The 22,260-nt window shown below is 73.6% G+C and carries 20 protein-coding genes; 7 read left to right on the top strand and 13 right to left on the bottom strand.

Annotated elements, in window-relative coordinates; genetic code table 11:
* Positions 1-333: 333 nt before the first annotated feature.
* Positions 334-1,140 carry a phosphotransferase gene (locus L1885_RS04390; RefSeq protein WP_235795630.1) on the bottom strand — a complete coding sequence of 269 codons (807 nt, stop codon included), beginning with the start codon at positions 1,138-1,140 and terminating at the stop codon, positions 334-336.
* Positions 1,141-2,095: 955 nt separating this feature from the next.
* On the opposite strand from L1885_RS04390, the gene L1885_RS04385 reads away from it, so the two are divergent.
* Positions 2,096-3,319, top strand: a complete 1,224-nt coding sequence (locus L1885_RS04385) for a helix-turn-helix domain-containing protein (protein WP_235795629.1) — start codon at positions 2,096-2,098, stop codon at positions 3,317-3,319.
* Here L1885_RS04385 and cutA read toward each other — a convergent pair.
* Together cutA and L1885_RS04375 are read right to left on the bottom strand one after the other, a co-directional pair.
* Complete coding sequence (gene cutA / locus L1885_RS04380) at positions 3,308-3,640, bottom strand: divalent-cation tolerance protein CutA (RefSeq protein WP_235795628.1); 333 nt, start codon at positions 3,638-3,640, stop codon at positions 3,308-3,310. The two genes, L1885_RS04385 and cutA, sit on opposite strands and share 12 nt — an antisense overlap.
* 316 nt (positions 3,641-3,956) lie before the next feature.
* The gene (locus L1885_RS04375) at positions 3,957-4,544 is read right to left on the bottom strand and encodes a hypothetical protein (RefSeq protein WP_235795627.1); all 588 of its coding nucleotides are present in this window, start codon (positions 4,542-4,544) and stop codon (positions 3,957-3,959) included.
* A gap of 603 nt (positions 4,545-5,147) precedes the next feature.
* Between L1885_RS04375 and L1885_RS04370 the strand changes: the two genes are divergently transcribed.
* Both L1885_RS04370 and L1885_RS04365 read left to right on the top strand, forming a co-directional pair.
* Entirely contained in the window at positions 5,148-5,552 is a 405-nt protein-coding gene (locus L1885_RS04370) for a DUF3592 domain-containing protein (RefSeq protein ID WP_235795626.1), read from the top strand.
* Between the two features lie 257 nt (positions 5,553-5,809).
* Entirely contained in the window at positions 5,810-5,977 is a 168-nt protein-coding gene (locus L1885_RS04365; protein WP_235795625.1) for a hypothetical protein, read from the top strand.
* A 575-nt stretch (positions 5,978-6,552) separates the two neighbouring features.
* Here L1885_RS04365 and L1885_RS04360 read toward each other — a convergent pair.
* The 8 genes from L1885_RS04360 to L1885_RS04325 all read right to left on the bottom strand — a co-directional run bounded on the left by L1885_RS04360 (position 6,553) and on the right by L1885_RS04325 (position 16,346).
* Positions 6,553-6,921 carry an ANTAR domain-containing protein gene (locus L1885_RS04360; protein WP_235795624.1) on the bottom strand — a complete coding sequence of 123 codons (369 nt, stop codon included), beginning with the start codon at positions 6,919-6,921 and terminating at the stop codon, positions 6,553-6,555.
* A gap of 263 nt (positions 6,922-7,184) precedes the next feature.
* A complete protein-coding gene (locus L1885_RS04355) occupies positions 7,185-7,946 on the bottom strand; it encodes an SDR family oxidoreductase (protein WP_235795623.1) in 762 nt (253 codons plus the stop codon).
* 304 nt (positions 7,947-8,250) lie between these two features.
* On the bottom strand, positions 8,251-9,600 hold the full coding sequence (locus tag L1885_RS04350; protein WP_235795622.1) for an MFS transporter: 1,350 nt from the start codon (positions 9,598-9,600) through the stop codon (positions 8,251-8,253).
* 251 nt (positions 9,601-9,851) lie between these two features.
* Positions 9,852-10,496, bottom strand: coding sequence for an HAD family hydrolase (locus tag L1885_RS04345; protein ID WP_235795621.1), 645 nt, complete (start codon positions 10,494-10,496; stop codon positions 9,852-9,854).
* Positions 10,497-10,686: 190 nt separating this feature from the next.
* Positions 10,687-13,074 carry a beta-xylosidase/alpha-l-arabinosidase gene (locus L1885_RS04340; RefSeq protein WP_372481856.1) on the bottom strand — a complete coding sequence of 796 codons (2,388 nt, stop codon included), beginning with the start codon at positions 13,072-13,074 and terminating at the stop codon, positions 10,687-10,689.
* Between the two features lie 8 nt (positions 13,075-13,082).
* Entirely contained in the window at positions 13,083-13,994 is a 912-nt protein-coding gene (locus L1885_RS04335) for a carbohydrate ABC transporter permease (RefSeq protein WP_235795620.1), read from the bottom strand.
* Complete coding sequence (locus L1885_RS04330; protein ID WP_235795619.1) at positions 13,991-14,977, bottom strand: carbohydrate ABC transporter permease; 987 nt, start codon at positions 14,975-14,977, stop codon at positions 13,991-13,993. Before L1885_RS04330 ends, L1885_RS04335 begins: the two co-directional genes overlap by 4 nt.
* 19 nt (positions 14,978-14,996) lie before the next feature.
* Complete coding sequence (locus L1885_RS04325; RefSeq protein WP_235795640.1) at positions 14,997-16,346, bottom strand: ABC transporter substrate-binding protein; 1,350 nt, start codon at positions 16,344-16,346, stop codon at positions 14,997-14,999.
* Positions 16,347-16,532: 186 nt separating this feature from the next.
* Here L1885_RS04325 and L1885_RS04320 point away from each other — a divergent pair, with 186 nt between their 5' ends.
* Positions 16,533-17,612, top strand: coding sequence for a LacI family DNA-binding transcriptional regulator (locus L1885_RS04320; RefSeq protein WP_235795618.1), 1,080 nt, complete (start codon positions 16,533-16,535; stop codon positions 17,610-17,612).
* Positions 17,613-17,644: 32 nt separating this feature from the next.
* A complete protein-coding gene (locus tag L1885_RS04315) occupies positions 17,645-17,884 on the top strand; it encodes a DUF2277 domain-containing protein (protein ID WP_235795617.1) in 240 nt (79 codons plus the stop codon).
* Between the two features lie 148 nt (positions 17,885-18,032).
* On the opposite strand, the gene L1885_RS04310 is transcribed toward L1885_RS04315, so the two are convergent.
* Complete coding sequence (locus L1885_RS04310; protein ID WP_235795616.1) at positions 18,033-18,809, bottom strand: DedA family protein; 777 nt, start codon at positions 18,807-18,809, stop codon at positions 18,033-18,035.
* A gap of 322 nt (positions 18,810-19,131) precedes the next feature.
* A complete protein-coding gene (locus L1885_RS04305; protein WP_235795615.1) occupies positions 19,132-20,844 on the bottom strand; it encodes an alkaline phosphatase D family protein in 1,713 nt (570 codons plus the stop codon).
* 152 nt (positions 20,845-20,996) lie between these two features.
* Here L1885_RS04305 and L1885_RS04300 point away from each other — a divergent pair, with 152 nt between their 5' ends.
* On the top strand, positions 20,997-21,563 hold the full coding sequence (locus L1885_RS04300) for a TIGR03668 family PPOX class F420-dependent oxidoreductase (RefSeq protein ID WP_235795614.1): 567 nt from the start codon (positions 20,997-20,999) through the stop codon (positions 21,561-21,563).
* A gap of 62 nt (positions 21,564-21,625) precedes the next feature.
* Positions 21,626-22,186, top strand: coding sequence for an RNA polymerase sigma factor (locus tag L1885_RS04295; RefSeq protein ID WP_235795613.1), 561 nt, complete (start codon positions 21,626-21,628; stop codon positions 22,184-22,186).
* Positions 22,187-22,260: the final 74 nt, after the last annotated feature.

The following is a 22,260-nucleotide window of genomic DNA, read 5'->3' as shown; positions in this document are numbered from 1 at the left end:
CGAGGCCGGGCAAGGGGGGCGCGCGGCGTTTCTTCCGTCAGGCGGCGAGCAGGAGGCGGGCTTCCGCCGGCTGTCCGAGGCGCCGTTACGGAGTCGCCGGCGGGCGCGCCGTGCTACGCAGAGAGGCCGCGGGGCTGGTGGTGAGGACCCGGCAGGGGCAGCCTGGCACAGGAGCATCCGTTTGGGCTTGCCGCGGCGTGTCCGCGCTCGTCGCTCGGGGACACCGTGATGGCAGGTGCGGACGGTAATGCCTTCGAACGCTTGTGTACGTCGGCTGGACTCCACGTCGAGCTGACAGCCGATGCCCCAGGGTGGGGCGTGGTGGGGCGTGTGTCAGCCGCTGACCCGCGCGAGGGAGCGGCCGAGGAGTGCTCGGTATCTGGCGTTGCTCGGCTCGGCCGCCCGCTCGCCGATTCGGGCTGCCCAGTCCCGGCAGATCACGTCGACGAACGCCGCTACCGCGCCGGGCCGTGCGCGGCGCCACGACGGGATCCGGTCGAGCCAGGTCAGTGCGGCCGCGGGCTGCTGTCCGTCCTCCATCAGCCGGACCGCGGTGAGCGCGGCGTCGATCCATGCCGGGCCTACGGCGGGCATGGCCCAGTCGACGAGCCGTGCGATGGTGCCGTCGACAAGGAGGTTGTGCGGATTCGTGTCCGTGTGAAGCAGGTGTTCGCCGCGCCGCAACTCGGTGTTTCCAGGCAGCAGGTGAGTGGCGTACCGGTCGGCGAACTGCGGGAGCCCGGCGGGCGGACTCGGGAGATCGGCGAGGCGCTGCACCAGCGCGGCGACGGCTTCGACGTCCGGCGAGCCGGCGGAGAGGTCCGCGGTCCGGCCAGGCGCCAGGTCGAAGACGAGCGCGCGCCAGCCGGCCTCGCGCACGGCCAGGCGCAGGGCCGGGCTGACGGCGCCGACCAGCGGTGCGACGAGCTGCTCCTGCGCGAGTCCGGCCAGGCCCTCGGTGTCCTCACCCCGCACGACCTTGACGAAGAACGAGCTGCGGGCCGTCCACAGACGAACAGCGGCCGAGCAGTTCAGCCCCTGTTCGATGGACTCGGCGGACGTCGCGACGCCTGTGTGCTGCTGGATAGCCGCCCGGAGCGGGGCGGGTAGGTCGCCCCAGGGCAAGTGCTGTTCGATCACGATGTCTCCTCGTGCGGGGAGGGGCGCCGGATGCCGGCGCCTCTCCGATGATGGCGGGTCAGCCCTGTGTCTGGCCGCACTTGCGGCAGCGGGTCTTGCCGGACCAGTCGACCCAGTCGTGGTCGCATTCGCTCACCGTGTGCCACATGGTGATCTCCTTCTCTCGGTGATGAGTTGACCCGCCCCGACTGCCTGGGAGGGCCCGGGGCGGGGTGGTTTTCCGGCCGCCGGGCTCGGGAGGTGCAACGCCGGCCGGGGGCTCAGGAGGTGTGCTCGGGCGCGGGCTCTGTCGCAACCGGGTCCGCAAGCAGCGGGTGTGGCGGCCGCTCGGGGTCGTGGGGCGCGTGCCAGACCAGTCGGATGCCGTGCGCTTCGCAATAGGCGCCTTCCTGGGTCTCGACGGGGAAGTCGTGGCCGCCCTTCGGGCACCAGGTCATGACGCACCGCTGCGGCACTCGGGGTGGGCGCGCGGGAACATCGCTACGCCGTCCGCGTCGGGCCGCGTGCCGAGGTCGACGGCCGTGGCAGTCGACACGGGCAGGCCGCAGCGCGTGCACGCAGCGCCTCGGCGCTGCTCGTCGGTGAGGTGGAGAGGGGAAGTGCGCAGCAAGCCCGTCAGATCATCGCCGTCGTGAGCCGGTGGCGTACTCGGGGGCGATGCGGCTGCCTTCGTCACGTCGGCGCTCCTTGTCAGCGTGGGCCACACCCCCGAACCGTGCGACCGGTTGCGGGGGTTCGTCGTGCAGCCCACTTTCTGACAGGTGAAGTCCGGCCACTTCCCGGGCGCGGGTATACCCACGATGGGTACGCTCAGCGCCGGGCGATGAGGCACACTCAGCCGAGCAGGCACGACGGGGCAATCATGACCGGATACGAACCGCCAACCGTGCTCCCCAGGGAGCTACTCGGTCGCCCCGACATGCGCGCGGCGATCGCGGCGCATGACTTCGGGACCGTGTTCCGACTCGCACGCCGACACGCGGGCATCAGCTACTCGAAGATCGCGGCCGAGTGCGACATCAAGCCGGAACGTGTGGGCACGCTCGCCCGCGGGCGAGGCAGCGTGACCACGTTCGACAAGATCGTGAGAATCGCTGACGCGCTCCGCATCCCCGGAGCGCTTTTAGGTCTGGCCGTCCGCCCCTGGGAGACAGCGCCGGTCCCGTCGGTTCCTGCGCACATCACCACGGAGATCGGGAACGACGTGCAGCGCAGAACCTTCCTTCGAGCGACCACCGGAGCAGGCCTCGCCGTCAGCCTCCCCGCCCTCGTCCGCCCGGAGCTGACCGGGCGGCTGGGCGCCGACATCCCCCAGCGGCTGCGGGCGCGCGCTGCGCGGCTGCGGCGCCTGGACAACGTCCTCGGCGGCGGCGACACCTACCGCGTCTACCTGGGCGAGTACCAGTCCACGAAAGCAGCGCTCCGTGAGGCCACCTACTCGGAGGCCACGAAGCGGGGCCTTCTCTCCGTCCTGTCCGAGCAGGCGCAACAGGCCGGATGGGCGGCCTTCGACGGTGGGAGGGAGGCTGACGCGGCGGGGCTGTACCGCGACAGCTACCAGGCGGCGACCGAGGCGGGAGACGCTGATCTCGCGGGCAACGCTCTCGCTTTCCTCGCGTACCAGACCGTCGCCGGCGACCGCCGCAGTGGAGTCGAGATAGCGACGCGCTCATGCGAGACCATCAGCCCTGGCGCTCCTGCCGGTGTCCGAGCCCTGCTGTACGAACGGAGGGCCTGGGCCTGCGCCGTGGCGGGCCTCGCCAGCGAGACGGAGCAGGCCCTGGCCGACGCGGGCGTCGCGCTGAGCGAGGCGGACGGGCAGCCGCAGCCGGACTGGGTGGCATGGGTGGACTCCACGGAGCTACAGATCATGTCCGGCCGGTGCTGGACTGAACTGCGCCGTCCGTTGCGCGCAGTTCCCGCGCTGGAGGGGGCCCTGGCGCAGTACGACGACAGCCACGCGCGGGACAAGGCGTTGTACTTGTCCTGGCTCGCTGACGCGTATCTGATCGCCGGTGAGGTTGAGCAGTCGGCTGCCGTCGTGGGGCGCGCCCTGGACCTGTCGGACGGGGTCGCATCTGTGCGGCCGCACCGGCGGCTGGCGTCCGTACTGGGCCGCCTGGGCGGGCACCACGCGGTGCCCGCCGTGGCGGAGCTCATGGAGCGGTCAGCTACCTGACTCGGGCTCCGTGTTCTCCGCTACCCAGTGCAGGCACCGTTCCGCGCCCGCCACAATCGGAACGGCGGAGACTTCCGGGTTGTCCCAAGGGTGGTGCTTGAGGAGGTGTGCCTCCAGGGCGGCGTACCGGTCGGTGCGGGTCTTCAGGAGGAGTTGCCACTCTTCTCCGGTGCCGAATTCCCCGAGGTGCCAGAACACGGACGTGACCGGACCGATGATCTGGGCGCCGGCGGCAAGCCTGTTCTGCACGACGGATCGCGCCAGCTCGATGGCCTGCTCCCGGGTCTCAGTGGCCGTGGACACCTGCACGAAGTCAGTCATGCGTCGAGGCTATCGGCGTGCAGGGGCAGCAAAAAAGGCGGATCATCACGCGATGGGAGACGAGATCTGGTGGCACGAGTACGTCGCAGGGATCCAGGCGGCCGCCGATGCATTCTCAACACCCCTCCGCTCGGACGAGCAGACCGACTGTTGCACGAGGGGTGTCCCGCTGGAACCGGCGCCGGCGCGCACCCTCGGGCCCAGCAAGCCTGGCGGCCGCCCCCCAGGACCCGTAGCCGGGTAGTTCGTGTCGAGCGTTCCTCCTGTCGAGCGGCACCCCGACTCGGCGGGCCTTCGGCATCCGCTTCCGGTGCCACTACTCGAAGAGGCTCGTGTCGGCGATGTCGGCCTTGGCCGGGGCGTGCAAGTCCAAGGGCTTGTTGAAGGCGCTGAACGACGTGACGGTGCGGAAGTCGGCGCTCCGGTAGACGGTCTTGAGGATGTAGGGCTTGCCCCGGGTCGCGACGTAGAAGGTGTACGTATCGCCCTTCGTGGCCTTGTCGGTGACGATCAGCGACATGGCCGGGAGGCCGCCGACGTGGATCCGCCCGCCCTTTTTCGCGATCCCGAACGATGCGAAGGGCCCGGTGCATGCGGACAGCCCGTCGTCCGGCCGCGCCGCGTCCGCGGGCTTCTTGGCCCAGTACTTCTGCTCGCCCTTGCGTGTCATCTCGTGGCCCGCCAGCTTGAGATACGTGCGGTTCGGGCGCACGTAGTCGGTCTTGCCGATCCGGATCTGCTCCAGGCCCGCGCCGTTGGCGGATGTCGTCCGGAACGTGCACCTGGACTTGAGGTCGGTCGTCAGGCGGCTGGTGGAGCCACCGCCGCCGGTCGTCGCGGTGCTCACGCCGTCGATGGTCACGGAGTCGAGACCGCGCATCGCCTTGTTCGCGTCGTCGAGCATCCGCTGCGCGGAGATCGCCGGGGCGCCGGCCCCCGGCCCCGTGGTTCCCTTCGCGCATCCCCCCGTGGCCGCGGCGGCCAGCAGGCATGTCCATGCGGCAACAGCCGTTGTCGTCGTTCGCACAATCCCCCCCAGACGTGAGGCCGAGCAGACTAGCGGACGGGGCGCCCGTGCATTCCTGCTGGTTCTCGGCGTATCCGCCGGCCTCCGGACGCCTCCGGACGGTCCGGGCCGCCCCGCGCACGGCTACGGGCCGGCCCCTCCCGACCGGGCGGCGTCGCTGCGATCCTTACGCATTCTTGACGGGAAGGTGCCTTTGGCGGCCGGGGCGGCAGGCGCACGATCAAGGGGCTTCGCAAGGGGAGTTGAGGGGCGGGGACGGGGGAGAGGGGCTCCGGTCCGGTGCCTGGGGTGCGGTGGCCGGTGGGGCCGGGGACCCGTGGTGCCGTATGGGGAAGAGGACGGATCCGAGCGCATGCGGAAGCAGGCAGGACGGGGCGGGGACGCTTGAGCGGGCGTGGGGGAGAGGAGTCGGCCGTGCCGGGGGTAGGACGGGGCGGCTCGACTGCCGGGCCCAGGATGCCGGTCGTAAGGATCCTGGGGATGGCGATCTTCGCGGTGGCGTGGGCGGCACTGGCCGTGCTGGTCGCGATCCCGGAGGCGCACCACCTGCGGTCCTTCCGCGACGGCGTGCGGGCGGACGCGGTGCTCTACAAGAGCGGCTCGTGCGTCGTGGGACGGTGCCAGGTCGAGTTCAAGGTGTCGGGGCGGGCCGTGGCGGCGGATCTGCCCGCGGGCACAAATGCGAAGGGGAGTCAGGAAGGTACCGCGATGACCGTCCGCTACCACCCGGACCATCCGCACGAGGCCGTCATCGAAAGTCAGGTGGGGGGCAGCGGGCCGATCGCGACCGCCGTGCTGAGCGCGGGGGCCGCCCTGTTCTGTCTCGTGTACGCGGTGTGGACACTCGTCGCCGGACTGAGGAAGAGGCGAATGGCCCTCGGCTGAGCGGGTGTTCGGGAGCGGGCGGCTGCCGGGTGGCGCCGGACGGACGCCGCGTGCGGGGCACGGCATGCGACTCGTCGTCCGCGCCCCGCGCGGCAAGCGCGGCGGTGGCCGGGGCCCGCCGCCTCCAGCGGTCCGCCCGGGACGGCGGGGCCCACGGCGTTCCGGTGTCGCGATGTTCCCGGGAATCTGGAACCCGTTCGTCCGGGAGCACACCAAAACCGGGTGATCTTGTCGGACCTGCCCGATAAGCTGTGCGCATGTCCACCACCCCTTCGCCTTCGCCGCGGCCCGCCGCCGTCGTGAACGCCGAGATCCGCGCCCTGTGGGGCCGCGGTCAGCTGACGGCGGCCGAGCGCGCCGCGTACCAGCGGCTTTTGGTGGAGTGGGCCGCCGCCGTGCGCGGCGAGGTCGCCCAGGCCGCCTGACCGTTCATCGCAGCATCGCAGCATCGCGTGCGTCGGGGCGGTAGGGGCGGTCTTCGTGCCGCACGGGCTCAGGTCTCCGCATCCCGGGCCTCGCGGCCCGCATGCGCACGCGGTGCTCCGTGTCGCGGCCTTCGACGTGTTCGGGGAGCCCGTGGCCCCGCCGTCGGTGCCACGGGCCCGCCCCTTCGGCCAGAGCAGAGGAGGCCGGCAGGGCGCCGCCGTCGGGAGGGCCGGTGACCGTGAACTCGGGGGGAGGCCCACGGTCGCCGGGGACGGTGACGCCCTGTTGCGTGATCAACGATCAAGGTCGCAACAGGTTACTCATGGCAAATGTTTCGGTGGAACCCGTGGGCGATCAGCTGGAGCGACTGCCCGTCGGGGGAGTGTCAGCTTGTGCGAGGGGGCGGAATACGGCGTGTTCCCCGTGACGTCCGCGGCGCCACGGCGATCGGTGGGGGAACTCCCGTGGTGGGCCGCAGGGTTGCTGCGGTGCGGTGCGGTGCGGTGCGGTGCGCGCGAAAGGAGCGATGGTGGCCCGGCTGCTTTCCCAACCCGACGGCCCTGATGCGGTGCTGTTACGACATGGCGTTCCCGACCCGCGCGGCGCGGTGCGCGACCAGGCGGGGCGCCATGTCCAGCTGCTCACGCAGGACATGGGCGACGCGTTCGTCGACGCGGCCCGCGCGAGCCCCGTCGAGAACCAGATCCGAGAGGTCGCGCAGCGGGATTCCCGTGTGCGCAGCGGTCTCGTGCAGGACGTGCCGGGCCTCCCCGGAGCCGAGCCGGCCGATGGCCATCAGGACGCCGACGGCCCGGTCGATGCGGGCGCAGCGGCGGACGGCGTGTTGCGGGCGGGCGGCCTCGTCCGGGGGGAGCTGCGCGGTGGGGGCGGTGTGCGGGTTCCCCGGCGATGGGGTCGGCGGCTGATCCGTCGTATGGGTCATTGCCGCACTGTCCTCCCGGGGCCGCGCGTTTGCCAAGCCGCCACCGCCGGGACGGGCGTGGGGGCGCCGGCAGCCGGCCGGGCGCCCCCGGTGCGGGGGACTGGACGGCGGGTCACGCGCCGGCCGACCAGGGGAGCACCGGAGGCCCGCGCGCCGGGCACGTACCGGGTCGGCCTCGCGCCGTCCACGCAGCCGAGCACCCCGCGGCCGTGGGCGAGCCGCCCCCTGACGTGGGCGACCGGCCGGAGGAGCCCCTGCCCGGCTCAGCGGGCGATCAGCTGCTGGCCGCCGTCGATGTCGTACGTCGCGCCCGTCAGGACCTCGTTGCACATGAGGTGCACCGCGAGCGCCGCCACGTCGGCCGGTCCGACGATCCTGCGGACGGGCAGCGAGCCGCGCAGCTCCTCGCGGCGCTCCTCGATCCGGTCGCCCAGCAGGGAGGCCGACAGGGGAGTGTCGACGAAGCCCGGGGCGATCAGGTTGACGCGGATCGGCGCCAGTTCGAGCGCCAGGTTGGCGGTGAGCGCGGGCAGGGCCGCCGTCAGCGACGTCACGAGCGACAGCCCGGGGCCGGGCCGCCGGCCGCCGGTGCCGCCGATGAACAGGAGCGTGCCCCGGTCCCGGATCTTCTTCCTCGCGTGCAGGGCCACACCGAGCGTCGTGGTCAGGCGGTCGGCGAACTCGCGGTGCGCGGCAGCGAGTTCCATGCTGTCGATCGGCGTGTAGGCGGGGCTGCCGGCCGTCACCATCACGTGGTCGATCGGCCCCGGAAGGTCCTCGAAGAACGTGCGTACGCTGTCCTCGTCCGTGGCGTCGAACGCGGCCGTGGCCACGGGACCGAGCGTTTGCGCGGCCTTCCGCAGGCGTTCGGCGTTGCGGCCGACGATGATCACGTCGCCGCCGTTCTCGCGGACCCGGCGGGCGGTCTCGTAGCCGATGCCCGCACTGGCCCCGATCACGACGACGGTCTGCCCCACCAGGTCCCTGCGCCGCGCCGCGCCGTCGTCGGCGCCGCCCGCGGTCACGACCGGGCTCCGCCCGTGCGCCCGTCGACGTCACGGGCCGGGTCAACGGTGATGCCCGTCATCTGCACCTCCCACGATCGGCCCCCGCCTTCAGTGTGCGGTTGCGGACCGTGCTTCGCCTGTCGGCCTCCTGGGCCCGACGTGGGCGACCGCACCGACGCCGAGGCACCGATACGGACACCGACGCCGGGATCGGAATCCGGGCCGCCCCGACCCCGACCCCGGGTCAGGGTCCGCCCCGCGCCCCCGGGCCCGCCCGGGCCCGGGAGCGGCCCGAGCGCCCCCGGGGACCCGGCCGGCGGTCCTACGCGGCGCCCTCGGCGCCGGCGGCCTCCGTACGCTCCGTGCCGTCCTGGGTGCTCCCGTCCTCGGCGGGGACCGCGGCACGGGTGTCGTAGCGGCGGAACGGGCCGACGGCCAGGCCGCCCACGACGACCAGGACGATGCACAGCGCCGCGCTGCCCGACCAGGCGATGCCGAGCGTGGTCGTGGCGGCCATGGCGCCGGCGCGCAGGTCCCCGAGCCGCGGCCCGCCCGCGACCACGACCGTGAACACGCCCTGCATGCGGCCGCGCATCTCGTCGGGCGCGTACGTCTGCAGGATGGTCTGCCGGTACACCGAGCTGACCAGGTCGGCGGACCCGGCCACCGCGAGGAGGAGAACGGCGAGCCACAGCGTGTGCGCGAAGCCCGCGAGGGTGATCGCGCTCGCCCAGCCCGCCACCGCGACAGTGAGCGCGATGCCCTGCCGCCGCACGCGGCCGATCCAGCCGCTGCACAGGCCCCCCACCACGGACCCGATGGCGATCGACGCGTACAGCAGGCCCACCCCGCCGTGGAAGCGGTCGGCGGCGGCCTCGGGGAACAGGGCCCGGGGCATCGCGAGCACCATGGCGGCGATGTCGACGCCGAACGACATGAGCAGGACGGGGTTGCCGCTGATGAAGCGCAGCCCGTCGAAGACCGCGAGCACGCCGCGCCGCGTGGAGGCCGCCACGGGCCTGATGGGCGGGAGCCGGAAGGTCGAGTAGAGGGAGACGGTGAACAGCAGGGCGTCGGCGCCGTAGGAGAAGGCGAAGCCGTGCGGCAGGTCGACGAGGACGCCCGCCACGAGCGGGCCCAGGACCTGGCCGACGTTGCCGACGGTGAAGTTCAGGGTGTTCGCCGCCGGTACGAGTTCACGCGGCACGATGCGCGGGATGATCGCGCCGCGGGTCGAGGAGGCCGTGGCGAAGCCGGCGCCCTGGACGGCGACCAGGGCGAGGATCAGCGGCACCGACCGCACGTCCAGCAGCGTCTGGGCGAGGAGCGCGATCGTCACGGCCCAGGTGACGAGGGAGGACCACAGGTACAGGAGGCGGCGGTCGACCGCGTCCGCGATGGCGCCGCCGTAGAGGCCGAAGACCACGATCGGCACGAACCCGGCGAGTCCCGCGAGCCCCACGTAGAACGACGAGTGCGACAGGGCGTAGATCTGGACGGGGATCGTGACGCCGGTCACCATCGTCCCGATGAACGAGGCGCCCTGGCCCACGAGGACCCTGCGGTAGATCGGGATGGCCAGCGGCCGCGTGTCCAGAGCGACCCGGCGCAGGCCGCCGAAGAGGCCCCGGGAGTCGCCCTTGTGCCGGTCCGGCTTGTCGGTCGACGTCACCGGGTCGCCGTTCCCGGTATCGGGCGCGGCGCGATGGATCGGTGGCGCGGTGGTCGGCCCGCGAAGGTGTGTGCAGTGCTCATGTACCTCACGGTGTCATGAACACCTGTCCGCGCGGCACGGCAGGTCCGCTCGCGGACGCCGCCCGCACCCGGCCGGGGCCCCGCCGCCGCCCCGAGCCCCCGGGCGGACCGGGCCGGTTCCACCCGAGGGCCCCGCTCACGGCCTCGGCGCACCCCGCGCCCGCCGGGTCAGTCCTCGGTGACGGCGGCGACCAGCTCGGTCAGGCTGTCCACGCACCAGTCCGCGGTCTTCACCACGGCCGGGTCGTCGGCCCAGAAGTAGCCCCAGGGGCCGCGCCGCAGGTGCGCGGTGCGCAGGCCGGCCGCGTGCGCGGCGTGGATGTCGTGGGCGGGATGGTCGCCGACGTAGACGGTCTCCTCGGGGTCGGCCCCAGCGGCCTCCCGCGCGAGCCGGAAGAACTCACGATCCGGCTTGGCGTGCCCCCACTGCCCGGAGGTGGCGATCTCGTCGGCCGGCAGGTCCAGGCGGCGCAGCAGCTCGCCGGCGCGCGCGGTCTGGTTCCCGGCGACGACGACCCGCAGGCCTCGGCTCCGCAACTCGCCGAGCGCGGGACGCACGTCGGGGTACAGGTCGCTCTCGTCGAGGAACTCGCCCCGGCCGGCCGCCTCCCGGGCCGCGTACGAGGACGCGACGTCGATGCCGGGGCTGACGAGGCGCAGCGCGTCGGCGTTGTCCCGCCCCTCGGCGACGACGGCGCCGACGAGCGCGGAGACCGTGTGGCGCGGGACCTGCAGCCAGTCGGCCCAGGCGCCCCAGTACCGGTCGTCGCGGACGAGGGTCTCGCCGATGTCGAGAACTACTGCGCGGATCATGCCGGGCATCGTAGGGCGGTCCGGGGGCCCGGCCGGGGACGGTGGCCGACGCGCCCCCCGCATGTCCCCCGCGCGGGTGCGGGGAATGGGGCAGCGTCGCCGGGCTCCGGACGCCCGCCCGGCAGGACGGGCGCCCGGCCCGGCGGGCCGCCCCGTGAGGCGCCTCACGCGCCTCACGGGGCCCCGCGTCTCAGCCCGACACCTCCACCGTGACGTTCGCGTGCAGCGCCCGGGTGTGGTCCACCTCCCGGACGGGGCCGGTCAGTTCGGTGGTGGCGCGGAGCCGGATCGCGTCGGCCGCGGCCGAGGTCGCGAGGCGCAGTTCCAGGGCTCCCGGCTCCACGACGCGCCGGCCGTCGGCGCCCGTGAACGAGGCGAGGTCCGCCGGCACGGTCATGCCGATCCTGGCCTCCTGGCCCGGTCCGAGGGTGAACCGGGCCCAGCCGACGAGGCGCTGGACGGGCCGCACGACCGAGGCCACCGGATCGTGCAGGTAGAGCTGTGCCACCTCCGTGCCCGGCCGGGTGCCGGTGTTGCGGACGGCGAACGACAGGGCCAGTTCGCCGCCGGTGGTGGTGCGCGGCACGGTGACGTCGAGGTCCGACCAGGCGAAGGACGTGTACGTGAGGCCGTGGCCGAAGGCGTACGCGGGGGTGGGGTCGATGCTGGAGACGCTGCTGGGACCCGCCAGGTGGGCGGCGAGGTAGCTGGAGGGCTGGGCGCCCGGCAGACGCGGCACGCTCACGGGCAGGCGGCCGGACGGCTCGACGCGGCCCGAGAGCACCCCTGCGATCGCGCGGGTGCCCTCCTGGCCGGGGAAGAACGTCTGGACGACCGCCGCGGCCTCCCCGACCGCGCGGCCCAGCGCGTACGGCCGGCCGGCGAGCAGCACGGCGACGACGGGCGTGCCCGAGTCCAGCAGGGCGTCCAGCAGATCCTGCTGGGCCCCGGGCAGCGCCAGGTCCGGGGCGTCGCAGCCCTCGCCGCTGGTGCCCCGGCCGAACAGGCCCGCCCGGTCGCCGAGGGCCGCGACCACCACGTCCGCCTCCCGCGCGGCGGCGACGGCCGCGCCGATCCCGGTCGTGTCCAGGGTGTCGATGCCGCAGCCCTCGGCCACGACGATCTCGCTGTCCGGGAACTCGGCGGCCAGCGCCTCCTCCAGCGTGGGCAGGCCGATACCGGGCGCCAGGTCCGGATGCTGGGCGCCGATGTGCACGGGGAACGAGTAGCAGCCGAGGACCGCCGTGGCGCTGCGGGCCTGGGGGCCCACCAGCGCGATCCGCCGCACCGGGCGGCCGGACAGGGGCAGCGTCCCGTCGTTCGCCAGCACGACGACGGCCTCCTCGGCGAGCCGGCGCGCGAGGTCGCGGTTGGCCGGCCGGTCGAGGTCGACGCTGCCGCGCAGCCGTTCCACCGCGTCGCCCTCGGTGTCGGCGCCCGCGAGCGCCGGCGGGACGGGCGTCCAGTCCTCGTCCAGCAGGCCGAGTTCCGCCTTCTGCGCGAGGACGCGGGTCAGTGCGCGGTCCACCGTCTCCAGCGGCAGCCGCCCTGCGGCGATCGCCTCCCGCAGGGGCGCGCCGAACGTCTTGACCGTGGGCAGTTCCACGTCCACGCCGGCGGCCAGCGCCGTCGCGGCCGCGTCGCCGTCGTCCGCGGCCACCGCGTGCAGGGTGCGCAGGAACTCCACCCCGAAGTAGTCCGCGACGACGGTGCCGGTGAAGCCCCACGTCTCGCGCAGCAGGCCGGTCAGCAGCGCCCCGTCGGCGGCCGACGGGATGCCGTCGGTGTCCGTGTAGGCGTGCATGACGGAACGGGGGCGGCCCTCGCGCACCGCCATCTCGAACGGCGGCAGCACCACGTCGGCCCGTTCCCGCGTGCCCATGCTGACCGGCGCGAGGTTGCGGCCCGCGCGGGAGGCGGAGTAGCCGGCGAAGTGCTTCAGCGTGGCGATCACACCGGCGGACTCCAGCCCCCGCACGTACGCCGTCGCGACGACGCCGACCAGGTACGGATCCTCGCCGGCGGTCTCCTCGACGCGGCCCCAGCGGGCGTCCCGCACGACGTCCAGCACCGGCGCGAGGCCCTGGTGGACGCCGACGGAGCGCATGTCGCGGCCGATCGCCGCCGCCATCTCCCCGACGAGGTCCGGGTCGAAGGACGCGCCCCACGACAGGGGCACGGGATAGGCGGTGGCGCGCCACGCGGCGAACCCGGCCAGGCACTCGTCGTGGGCGAGGGCGGGCACGCCGAAGCGGTTCTTGCCCGCGATCAGCGCCTGCGTCCGCATCAGCGACAGGGCGCCGAGGGCCGGGTCGACCGGCGCGGTGCCGAACGGCCGGGTCAACTGGCCCAGTCCGTTCGGCAGCAGCTCCTCCAGCCGGGGCGGCTGCTCCATCTCGTGCTGGTGCGGGGCGACTTCGGCGCCGTCCTGCGAGGCGCCCGCCCACAGCCCGTAGAGCTGGGCGAGCTTCTCCTCCAGGGTCATCGCGGAGACGAGTTCCGCCACCCGCGCGGCGCGGCGCCCGGCGCGGGCGGTGGCGTCCGGGGCGGTGCCGTCCGCGGAATCCTCCGGGGTCATGTTGCCGTTCACTTTCCTCCGACCCCCATGAGGCCCTGGACGAGCGCTCTGCGGGCGAACAGGTAGACGAGCAGGACGGGCAGGGTGGACAGCACCACCGCGGCGAGCAGCGCGGGGATGTCCACCCCGTACTGGGTCTGGAAGTTGTACAGGCCGAGCGTGAGCACCTTGGTGCTCTCCGACTGGGTCAGCACGAGCGGGAAGAGGAAGCCGTTCCATGCCTGGAGGGCGGAGAAGACCACGATCGTGGACAGGCCGCCCCGGGAGAGCGGGACGACGAGCTGGAGGAACACCCGCTTCGTGTCGGCGCCGTCGATGGCCATCGCCTCGAACAGCTCGCCGCCGATGTCGCGCATGGTGCCGGTGAGGATCAGTGTGCACACCGGCAGGCAGAACGCGGCGGTCGGCAGGATCACACCGATCAGGTTGTCGTAGAGGCCGGCCTTGCTGATCAGGTAGAACATCGGCACGATCACGGCCTGCGCCGGCACCGCGAGGCCCAGCAGGAACATCCGGAAGACCGCCGACGTCGGGCGGCCCCGGCCCCGCACGATGGCGAACGCGAGCGGCGGCACGAGGACCAGCACCAGCGCGACGACGCTCGCCGTGACGACGACCGTGTTGAGGAAGTAGCGGCCGAAGCCGCCCTGGAAGTCGCGGACGAAGTTGTGCAGCGAGAAGGTGCCGGGGAGCGAGAGCGGCCCGCCCGCGGTGTAGTCGGGACGGGTGCGCACGGTCGCGCCGAGCATCACGTACACCGGCAGGCCCACCACGCACAGCCACAGGAACGCGCCAACGCCGGCGAGGTAGTTGGGCCGGGCGCCGACGGCGCTGCCGGCCGACGTGCTCCGCCGGGCGGTCCGCCGTGCGGCCGCCGGCCGGGCGCCGCCCGCCGGGGAGGTACGGGCCGGGACGCTCATGAGACCCCTTCCTGCGTGCCGCGCATCCGGTCGTAGCCGGAAAGCCGCACCACGATCAGGGAGATGGCCGTCGCGACCACCACGAGCAGCAGCGCGACCGCCGCGCCGGTGCCGTAGTCGAAGCGCTTGAACGCCCTGTCGTACATGTAGAACGCCGTGATGGTGGTGTCGGTGCCGGGGCCGCCCTGCGTGAGGATCAGCACCGAGTCGAACGTCGTCAGGCCGCCGACGACCATGAGGATCACCGACGTGACGACCGCGTTGCGCAGCTGCGGCAGCGTGACGTGGAAGAACTGCCGCACGCGGCCCGCCCCGTCGACGGCCGCGGCCTGGTAGAGCACCTGCGGGATCGCGCGGGTCGCGCCCTGGTAGATGAGCGAGTGCAGCGGCGTGTACTGCCAGGCGCTGACGAGGACCAGCACCGCGATCGCGCCGGTGCGCGAGCCCAGCAGGTTGCCGTCGCCGAACAGCCAGCGGGCCTGCGCCGGCACCCCGAAGTTCGGGTCCAGCAGGGCCCGCCACAGCACCGAGACGGCCGTCACCGACAGCAGCAGGGGCACGAAGAAGATCGCGGCGAGCACGGCACGTCCGCGCTGGTGCCCGGCGGACCACACGCCGATCAGGATCGACAGGGGAGTCTGCACGACCACCCCGAGGCCGGTCAGCAGGACGCTCAGCCACAGGCTCTGGATCAGCACCGGATCGTCGAACAGCTTGGTCCAGTTGGCGAGCCCGGCGAAGGCCGGCGAGCCGAGCCCCGACCAGCTGGTGAACGACAGCACCGCCACCAGCACGAGCGGAACCAGCGCGAACAGGCCGAAGAACACCACGGCGGGCAGCGCCCAGACGATGCCGGGCCGGGCGGTGCCCCGCGCGGCCCGCCCCCCGCGGGCGCGCGCCGCGCGGGGCGGGGGCACCTGGGGCGCGGCCGCGGGGGAGTGACCCGCCGCCGGGGGACCGGCGGGGGAGGTCGCGGACGTCATCTCTCTTCCGTTCCCGCCGTCAGCTCGCGTCCAGGGCCTGCATGGCCTTGATGAAGCCGTCGGCGTCGGTCTTGCCGTCGGTGAACTCCTGGATGGCCTGGTAGATCGGGGTCATCGCCGAGGGCGGGTACGCCTGGTCCCACGAGATCTGGAACGACGGGGCCTTGGAGACCAGGTCGAGCTGGTACTTCGCGTACGCCGGGTCGGAGCTGGTGGCGACGAAGTCGGCGGTGTTCGTGGTGGTGGGCAGGTTGCCGATGGCCAGCTGCGCCTTCACGAAGGAGTCCGAGTACATGAGCTTCAGGAACTTCGCGACGGCCGCGGGCTGCTTCGTCTTCTTCATGACGGAGTAGAAGTTGTTCGTGTTGCCGACGAGGTCGGCCGCGTCGCCCTTGCCGCCAGGCACGCTCGGGAAGGTGCTGTAGCCGAGGTCCTTGGCGGTGAAGTCGGGACTGGCTTCCTTCTGGGTCGAGTACTCCCAGGAGCCCATGAGCTCGAAGCCCGCCTTGCCGGAGGCGAGCAGCTGGGGCGAGCCGCCGTCGGTGAACTTCACCGAGTCGAAGTTCGTGCCGAACGCGCCCGCGTCCACCAGCTGCTTCATCTTCGCCAGCGCGGCCTTGCTGTCCGGGCTCGCCCAGGCGCTCTTGTCGCTGCCGACGGCCTTCTCGAACAGGCCGGGGCCGGCGATCCGGTCGTAGAGGTACTCGAACCACATCATGGTGGTCCACTTGTCGCCGCCGCCGAGCGCGATCGGCGTGACGCCCTTCGCCTTCAGCTTCTTCACCGAGGCCAGCAGGTCGTCCCAGGTCTTCGGGGCGGCGGTGCCGGCGTCCGCGAGGACCTTCTTGTTGCTGAACAGCAGGACGGGCTGGGTCCCGCGCATCGGGATCCCGTACGCCTTCCCGTCGATCTTCGCCGTGTTGTAGACGGACGGCAGGAACTTGTCGCCGATCTTCGGGTCGTCCTTGAAGACGTCGTCGAGCGGCATCAGCAGCCCGGCCTTGACGAACGGCTGGATCGAGCCCCCGCCCCAGTTGAAGAAGACGTCCGGCGCCTGCGGGGTGTTGATGATCGTCTGGAGCTTCTGCTGGTAGTCGGCGCCCGGGATGGTGTCGAGGACGGCCTTCACCTTCGAGGTCTTGTTGAACTCGGCGACGATACTCTTCTCGACCTTGTTGCCCGCGTCGCCGTAGACGAGGACGTGGAACTCCTGCTTGCCGTCCGAGCCGGAGCCGCCGCCGCACGCGGTCAGCGACGTGCCCAGCAGCAGCGCCGCACCGCCGCAGGCGAGGGTGCGCGCGAGCCGGATCCGGTGGGCCCCCGCCCGGCCCGCAGATGTCCGCGTCCGCCCCCGCACCGTTCCCGGCATCGCTTCCTGCGACATCCGCATCGATATCCGCATCGCGCGTCCCCTTCGAAAGTGTCGGCAAGTTTGCCGAAAGCTCTATGGGTCGGGACCGTAGAGTTGCGGTGTTCGGCCGTCAACAGCCCGGAGCCCGGCAGGGGCTGTGCGCAATCAAACTGTTACGGAAGGGGCGTGCTCTATCCTTCAGCCATGGCAGATGACAGGAGCGGGGGCCGGATCACGCTGGCCCAGGTGGCGACGCAGGCCGGGGTGTCGCTCTCGACAGTTTCGAAGGTGCTCAACGGAAGGCCCGACGTGTCGGCCCCCACGCGCATCAAGGTCGAGGAGCTGCTCGACGAGCACGGCTACCGGCGCTCCGCCGCCACGCCCCCCGAGGCCCCGCTGCTGGAGATCGTCTTCCACGAACTCGACAGCATCTGGTCCATGCAGCTGATCAGGGGCGTGCAGAACATCGCCCAGCGCAACGGCATGAGCGTGGTGCTCACCGAGACAGGCACCCGCCACTCGCCCGGCGCCGACTGGGTCGAGGGCGTGCTGCGCCGGCGCCCGCTCGGGGTGGTCCTGGTGTTCTCGACGCTGCCCGACGAGCTCAAGAAGAAGCTCTGGTCGCGCGCCATCCCGTTCGTCATCGTCGACCCGGCGGGCGACCCCGAGCCGGACGTCCCCTCGGTCGGCTCGGCCAACTGGGCCGGGGGCCTGGCCGCGACCCGCCACCTCACCGACCTCGGCCACCGAAGGATCGCGGTGATCACGGGCCCCGAGGACATGCTCTGCTCCCTCGCACGGCTCGACGGCTTCCGCTCCGCGCTCGGCATGGCCGGCCTCACGCCCGACCCGGCCCATGTCCGCTACGGGGACTTCCACGTCGCCTCCGGACGTGAGCACGCGCTCGACCTGCTGAGCGGCCCCGACCGGCCCACCGCGATCTTCGCCGGCAGCGACCTCCAGGCGCTCGGCGTGCTGGAGGCCGCCCGGGTGCTCGGCCTCCAGGTCCCGCGGGACCTCTCCGTCGTCGGCTACGACGACATACCGCTCGCCCAGTGGTCGAGCCCCGCGCTCACCACCGTCAACCAGCCGCTGGTGCGCATGGCCGAGGAGGCGGCGCAGATGCTGCTGCGGCTGCGCGGCGACCGGGGCCGCACCGACGAACGGGCCCCCGGCGACGGCGCCGGCCGGGCGGGGCCCGAGACCCGCATCGAGCTCGGCACGCGCCTCGTCGTACGGGACAGCACCCGCGCTCCGCGGGAACCGGCGGGCTCGCAGCGCTGACCCGGCGGGCCCCCGCGCGGCACACTGGACGCATGTGCCGCAGCATCAAGACCCTCCGCCCGCCCCAGCTCCCCGAAGAGGCCACCGAGGAGGAGATCCGGGCCGCCGCGCTCCAGTACGTCCGCAAGGTCTCCGGCTTCCGCGCCCCGGCCGCGCACAACCGCGAGGTCTTCGACCGCGCGGTCGAGGAGATCGCCGCGTCCACCGCGCGGCTCCTCGCGGAACTGGAGGTCAGGGGCGCCGCCGCGCGCCCGGCCGCCGCGGCCGGCTGACGCGGCTCGCACGGCCGGCGCGGGGACGTACCGCGTACGGGAGTGCGCGCGCCCGCGCACTTGAAGGCGGCGGATCCGTGGGCGGGGGAACGAGTCGCCGGCGGCGGACCGGCCGGAGCCGGGCCCGACACGGGAAAGCGGTCGGAGGCTAGGCGGCGGCGCGGGTGGCCGCGGCCTCCGCCGGGGTGCCGTGCACGGGCACGGGCACGGTCACGGGCATCGCAACCGCCACGGCCGAGTCGTCACGGCCGCCCCGCCCGGCCGGGGACACCGCGCCCGCGCGCGCGTTCGGGCGCCGTACGACGTACGCGGCGACCGCGCCGGCACCGAACAGCGCGAGCACCGAAAGCACCGTGCCGAACCAGCTCGCGCCGAGCCACTGCCCGCCGAAGTAGCCGAGGCCGACGCTGTAGAGCGTCCAGGCCGCGCCCGCGAGGGCCGACCAGGGCAGGAACTCCTTCGTCCGGCGCTGCGAGGCACCCGCGCCGAAGGACATCACCGAGCGGCCCGCGGGCGCGAAGCGCGCGATCACGACGAGGGCACCGCCGCCCGCCGTGAGCGCCCGGCCCAGGCTCTCATGGGCCTTGGTGAGCCGGCGGGAGCGGGTGAGGGCGCTGGTGAGCCGCGCGCTGCCGCTGCGCGCGAGGCGGAAGGCCACCAGGTCGCCCAGTACGGACGCGCTGGTGGCGCACAGGCCGAGCAGCAGCAGGGAGGGGATCTCGTGCGGCAGGCGGGCCGTGCTCGACATCCGGTCCGCGGCGTGCGCCACCGTCGTGGAGGTCGCCGCGGTCGCCGTCGCGGTGGCGGCCGTCACGACGATCACGCCGCTCGGCAGGACCGGCAGGAACACGTCGAGCAGGACGGAGAGCGCCACGACGGCGTAGATCCACGGGCTGCTCGCCAGCGGTCCCAGGCTCTCCAGCACGGTGCTCGGTTCCCCGATCGTCTCGTCCCCGGAACGGTGTCCGAGGTGGCCGCGGCGAGTGCCCCGAACGGGCGCCGCGGCTGCTTCGCGGGGGCGCGGGAAGTGCGGCCCACCAGCCAAACAGCGTACGCCCGCTTGCTGTGGAGAGATCGCGCGCCGTGCGTGATGTTGTCCACTTCGAGATGTTCACCGGCCGTTCACCGCCCGCCCGTGGACCTGCGAAAACGCCCGCGTCGCCCGCCGTGCGCGACCGGACGCGGAGCGTGGGCGGCGGCGGGGAGCGAACCGGCGGCGTGCGCCCGCCGCCGGCCGCTCGCCACCGTCACGCGTCGTGCGTGAGCGTGCGCTCGTCCACCGTCACCAGGCGCGCCGTCCCGTCGGCGTCCGCCCGGCTCTGGTCCAGGCGCAGATCCGCCCGGCGGCCGTCCAGGGTCAGCGTCATCAGCTGGTTGCCGAACCAGGGGCCGCCCGTCCGCTCCCACGCCACCGGCGGCCGGCGCAGGCGGCCGTGCAGGCGCAGCGCCCGGCCCACGACCTTGCCGATGCCGTTCCAGCCCAGCCGGAAGGTGATCTTCATGTAGCCGGGCACGGAGTTGTGCACGGGGGAGCAGGTCAGCTGCGCGACCCGGGAGGTGACGGCGGCGCCGGCCCGGTCCGCGGGCCAGGCCGCCTCCGCCACGTACGCGTGGTGCACGTCCCCCGACAGCACGCACACCGTCGCGGGCGCGCTCTCGCCGCTGCCGACCTCCGCTATCAGCGCCGTGAGTTCGTCGAACGACCGGGGGAAGGCAGGCCAGTGCTCCAGGTCCGCGGCCCGCCGCAGCTTCTCGCCGAGCCGCTTCCAGCGCTCGCCGCGGCCGCCGTCGCACAGCACCGAGTCCCAGCTCTCCAGGTCGTGGATCATCGGCGGCATCAGCCACGGCAGCGACGTGCCGAGCAGCAGGTGGTCGCACGTGCCCGGCGCGTCGAGCGCCTGCTCGCGCACCCACCGGGCCTCCTGCTCGTCGATCATGGCGCGCCGGTCCTCGGCCAGGACGCGGCTGCCCCGCGAGTCGATCACCAGCAGCCGCGTCCGGCCGAAGTCGCGCCGGTAGCTCCAGCGCGTGCTCTCCGGGTCCCGGTCCGCGCGCCGTGCGAAGTCCCGCACCAGCGTCGTCGCGTCGCCGCTCGCCCGCACCGCCGCGTACAGCTCGTCGCGCTCCAGGTCGGCCGGGGCGAGGTTGCCCAGGTGCTGGTACACCCAGTACGACATGAGGCCGCTCACCACGCGCTCGTCCCACCAGTCGGTGCGGCGCATCTCGGCGAGCCAGGCCGCGCTGGTGTTCCAGTCGTCTATGACGTCGTGGTCGTCGAAGACCATGCAACTGGGCACCGTCGACAGCAGCCAGCGCACCTCCGGGTCGCCCCAGGACTCGTCGTAGAGGTGGCTGTACTCCTCGTAGTCGGCCACCTGGGTGCCCGGCGGCTTCGACAGGTCGCGGCGGGCGGCCAGCCACTCCTGGGTACCGGGCGACGTCTCGTCCGCGTACACCTGGTCGCCCACGAGCAGCAGCACGTCCGGCCGCTCCGACTCGTCGGCGCGGGCGAGACGCAGGGCGAGCGTGTCCAGGGCGTCGGGCCCGATCGGGTCGTGCCCGTCGCGGGCGGGCCTCGCCCACCGGCAGGAGCCGAACGCGACCCGGGCCCGCGAACCGCCCCCGGCACCCTCAGTGCTTCCCGCACCCTGCGCGGATCCGCCGCCGTGGGCGGGGGTCCGTATCGTGCTCGGCGGGAAGCCGCCGTCCTCGCGCGGCCACACCCGCTCCCCGTCGAGCCGCACCTCGTACGGCGTCGACGTGCCCGGGGTCAACCCGTCGACCTGGACGAGCGCGTAATGGTGGCCCGCCACCTCGAACGTCGGCGCGGACCCCGACGCGCCGTCGGCACACCGGACTTCGGCCGTGGCCGCCGCGCCGGCCTCCACCCACACCGTCGCCGTTCCCGAACCGTCCCACGCGACGTGCCGCAGTACGGGCCCCAGCCGAAGCTCGGTCATTCCCACGCCCTCCTCCAGTTCGCCCGTACGGTACGGGCACTGTGCCTCCTGCCCCGCGGCGGCCCCCCGAGCGCCTCGCGCGACCCTGACATTTCCCGGGGCCCGCCCCGGCCGTCCCCGGACATCCGGTGCCGAGGCGGTAGGAATGGGCCATGCGACTCACCGAGGAGGAGGCCGGGCGGCGGCTCGGCGCGGCCCGCGTGCTGCGGCTCGCCACGGTCGGCCCGGGCGGGGCGCCCCACCAGGTCCCCGCCACCTTCGCCTGCTACGCGGCGCCGGGCGGCGGCACCCGGATCGCCATCGCCGTCGACCACAAGCCCAAGCGCCACCGGAACCTGCGCCGGCTGCGCAACATCGAGGAACGGCCGCGGGTGTGCGTCCTGGCCGACGAGTACAGCGACGACTGGGAGCGGCTGTGGTGGGTGCGGGCGGACGGCACCGCGCGCGTGCTGGCCGCTCCGGCGGGCGGCCCGGCCGCCGGCCCCGGCGCCCCAACCGCCGGACCCGGTGCGGGAGCGGCGGGACCGGGTGCGGGAGTCGCGGGACCCGGTGCGGGAGCCTCCCCCTCCGCGGCCGGGGACGCCGGCGAGCGGACCCGCGCGCTGGACCTGCTCGCCGCCAAGTACCCCCAGTACAGGGAGCGCAGGCCGGACGGCCCGGTGATCGTCATCGAGGTGGAGCGGCTGACCGGATGGGCGTACGCGGATCCGGTCGGGTAGGTCTTGTGGAGGCACCGCCCGGCGGCCGACGCGCCTGCTCCCGGCGGGGGATCATGTCGGTGATGGCCCCCTCCGCGACGGACGACAGCCCGTTCGACACCCTCTTCTGCGGTCTGCTGCCCCGGCTGTACCGCCGGGCCGTCATGCTCGCGGGCACGCGGCAGGCCGCGGAGGACGCGGTGCACGAGGCGTACCTCAAACTGGCCGCGCGGCCGGAGCGGCTGCTCGGCCACCCGGAGCCGTACGCCTACGCGTTCAGGGCGATGGCCAGTGCCGTGCACGACGCGCGCAGGAAGGAGAGGCGGCACGTGCTGACCGACGTGTCCGAGCCCTTCGAGGGCGCGGGCGGCGCCGGCGGCGCGGCGAGCGCGGGATGGGACGGCGGACTGGAGCGCCGGCAGGGCGAGTTGGAGGCGGTGCGCCTCCTCGGGCGGCTCTCCGCACGGCAGGCGGCCGTCGTGATCCTCGTGGACCTCGACGGCTACACCCTCGACCAGGCGGCGCGGATCATGCGCGTGCACCGGGGCACCGCGGCCCGGCACCGCTCCCGCGCGCTCGGCGCGCTGCGCGCCGAACTCGCCGGTCCGGACGCGCGGGACGGGGGCCGACGTGACCGGGCCTGAAGCGGACGGCGCGGGCGTCCCCGAGCCGATCGAGGCGCTGCTCGCCGAGCGGCTGCGCGCCGCGGACGACACCA

The sequence above is a fragment of the Streptomyces fuscigenes genome, assembly GCF_021556455.1.
GTDB classification, from domain to species: domain Bacteria; phylum Actinomycetota; class Actinomycetes; order Streptomycetales; family Streptomycetaceae; genus Streptomyces; species Streptomyces fuscigenes.
This window is presented reverse-complemented; position numbering and strand designations above follow the sequence as displayed.

Excerpts from the sequence above, each read along its gene's own strand:
- cutA (WP_235795628.1), bottom strand. The coding sequence starts at position 3,640 with ATGACTGACTTCGTGCAGGTGTCCACGGCCACTGAGACCCGGGAGCAG.
- L1885_RS04375 (WP_235795627.1), bottom strand. The coding sequence starts at position 4,544 with ATGCTCGACGACGCGAACAAGGCGATGCGCGGTCTCGACTCCGTGACC.
- L1885_RS04370 (WP_235795626.1), top strand. The coding sequence starts at position 5,148 with ATGGCGATCTTCGCGGTGGCGTGGGCGGCACTGGCCGTGCTGGTCGCG.
- L1885_RS04365 (WP_235795625.1), top strand. The coding sequence starts at position 5,810 with ATGTCCACCACCCCTTCGCCTTCGCCGCGGCCCGCCGCCGTCGTGAAC.
- L1885_RS04360 (WP_235795624.1), bottom strand. The coding sequence starts at position 6,921 with ATGACCCATACGACGGATCAGCCGCCGACCCCATCGCCGGGGAACCCG.
- L1885_RS04345 (WP_235795621.1), bottom strand. The coding sequence starts at position 10,496 with ATGATCCGCGCAGTAGTTCTCGACATCGGCGAGACCCTCGTCCGCGAC.
- L1885_RS04340 (WP_372481856.1), bottom strand. The coding sequence starts at position 13,074 with ATGACCCCGGAGGATTCCGCGGACGGCACCGCCCCGGACGCCACCGCC.
- L1885_RS04335 (WP_235795620.1), bottom strand. The coding sequence starts at position 13,994 with ATGAGCGTCCCGGCCCGTACCTCCCCGGCGGGCGGCGCCCGGCCGGCG.
- L1885_RS04330 (WP_235795619.1), bottom strand. The coding sequence starts at position 14,977 with ATGACGTCCGCGACCTCCCCCGCCGGTCCCCCGGCGGCGGGTCACTCC.
- L1885_RS04325 (WP_235795640.1), bottom strand. The coding sequence starts at position 16,346 with ATGCCGGGAACGGTGCGGGGGCGGACGCGGACATCTGCGGGCCGGGCG.
- L1885_RS04320 (WP_235795618.1), top strand. The coding sequence starts at position 16,533 with ATGGCAGATGACAGGAGCGGGGGCCGGATCACGCTGGCCCAGGTGGCG.
- L1885_RS04315 (WP_235795617.1), top strand. The coding sequence starts at position 17,645 with ATGTGCCGCAGCATCAAGACCCTCCGCCCGCCCCAGCTCCCCGAAGAG.
- L1885_RS04305 (WP_235795615.1), bottom strand. The coding sequence starts at position 20,844 with ATGACCGAGCTTCGGCTGGGGCCCGTACTGCGGCACGTCGCGTGGGAC.
- L1885_RS04300 (WP_235795614.1), top strand. The coding sequence starts at position 20,997 with ATGCGACTCACCGAGGAGGAGGCCGGGCGGCGGCTCGGCGCGGCCCGC.
- L1885_RS04295 (WP_235795613.1), top strand. The coding sequence starts at position 21,626 with ATGGCCCCCTCCGCGACGGACGACAGCCCGTTCGACACCCTCTTCTGC.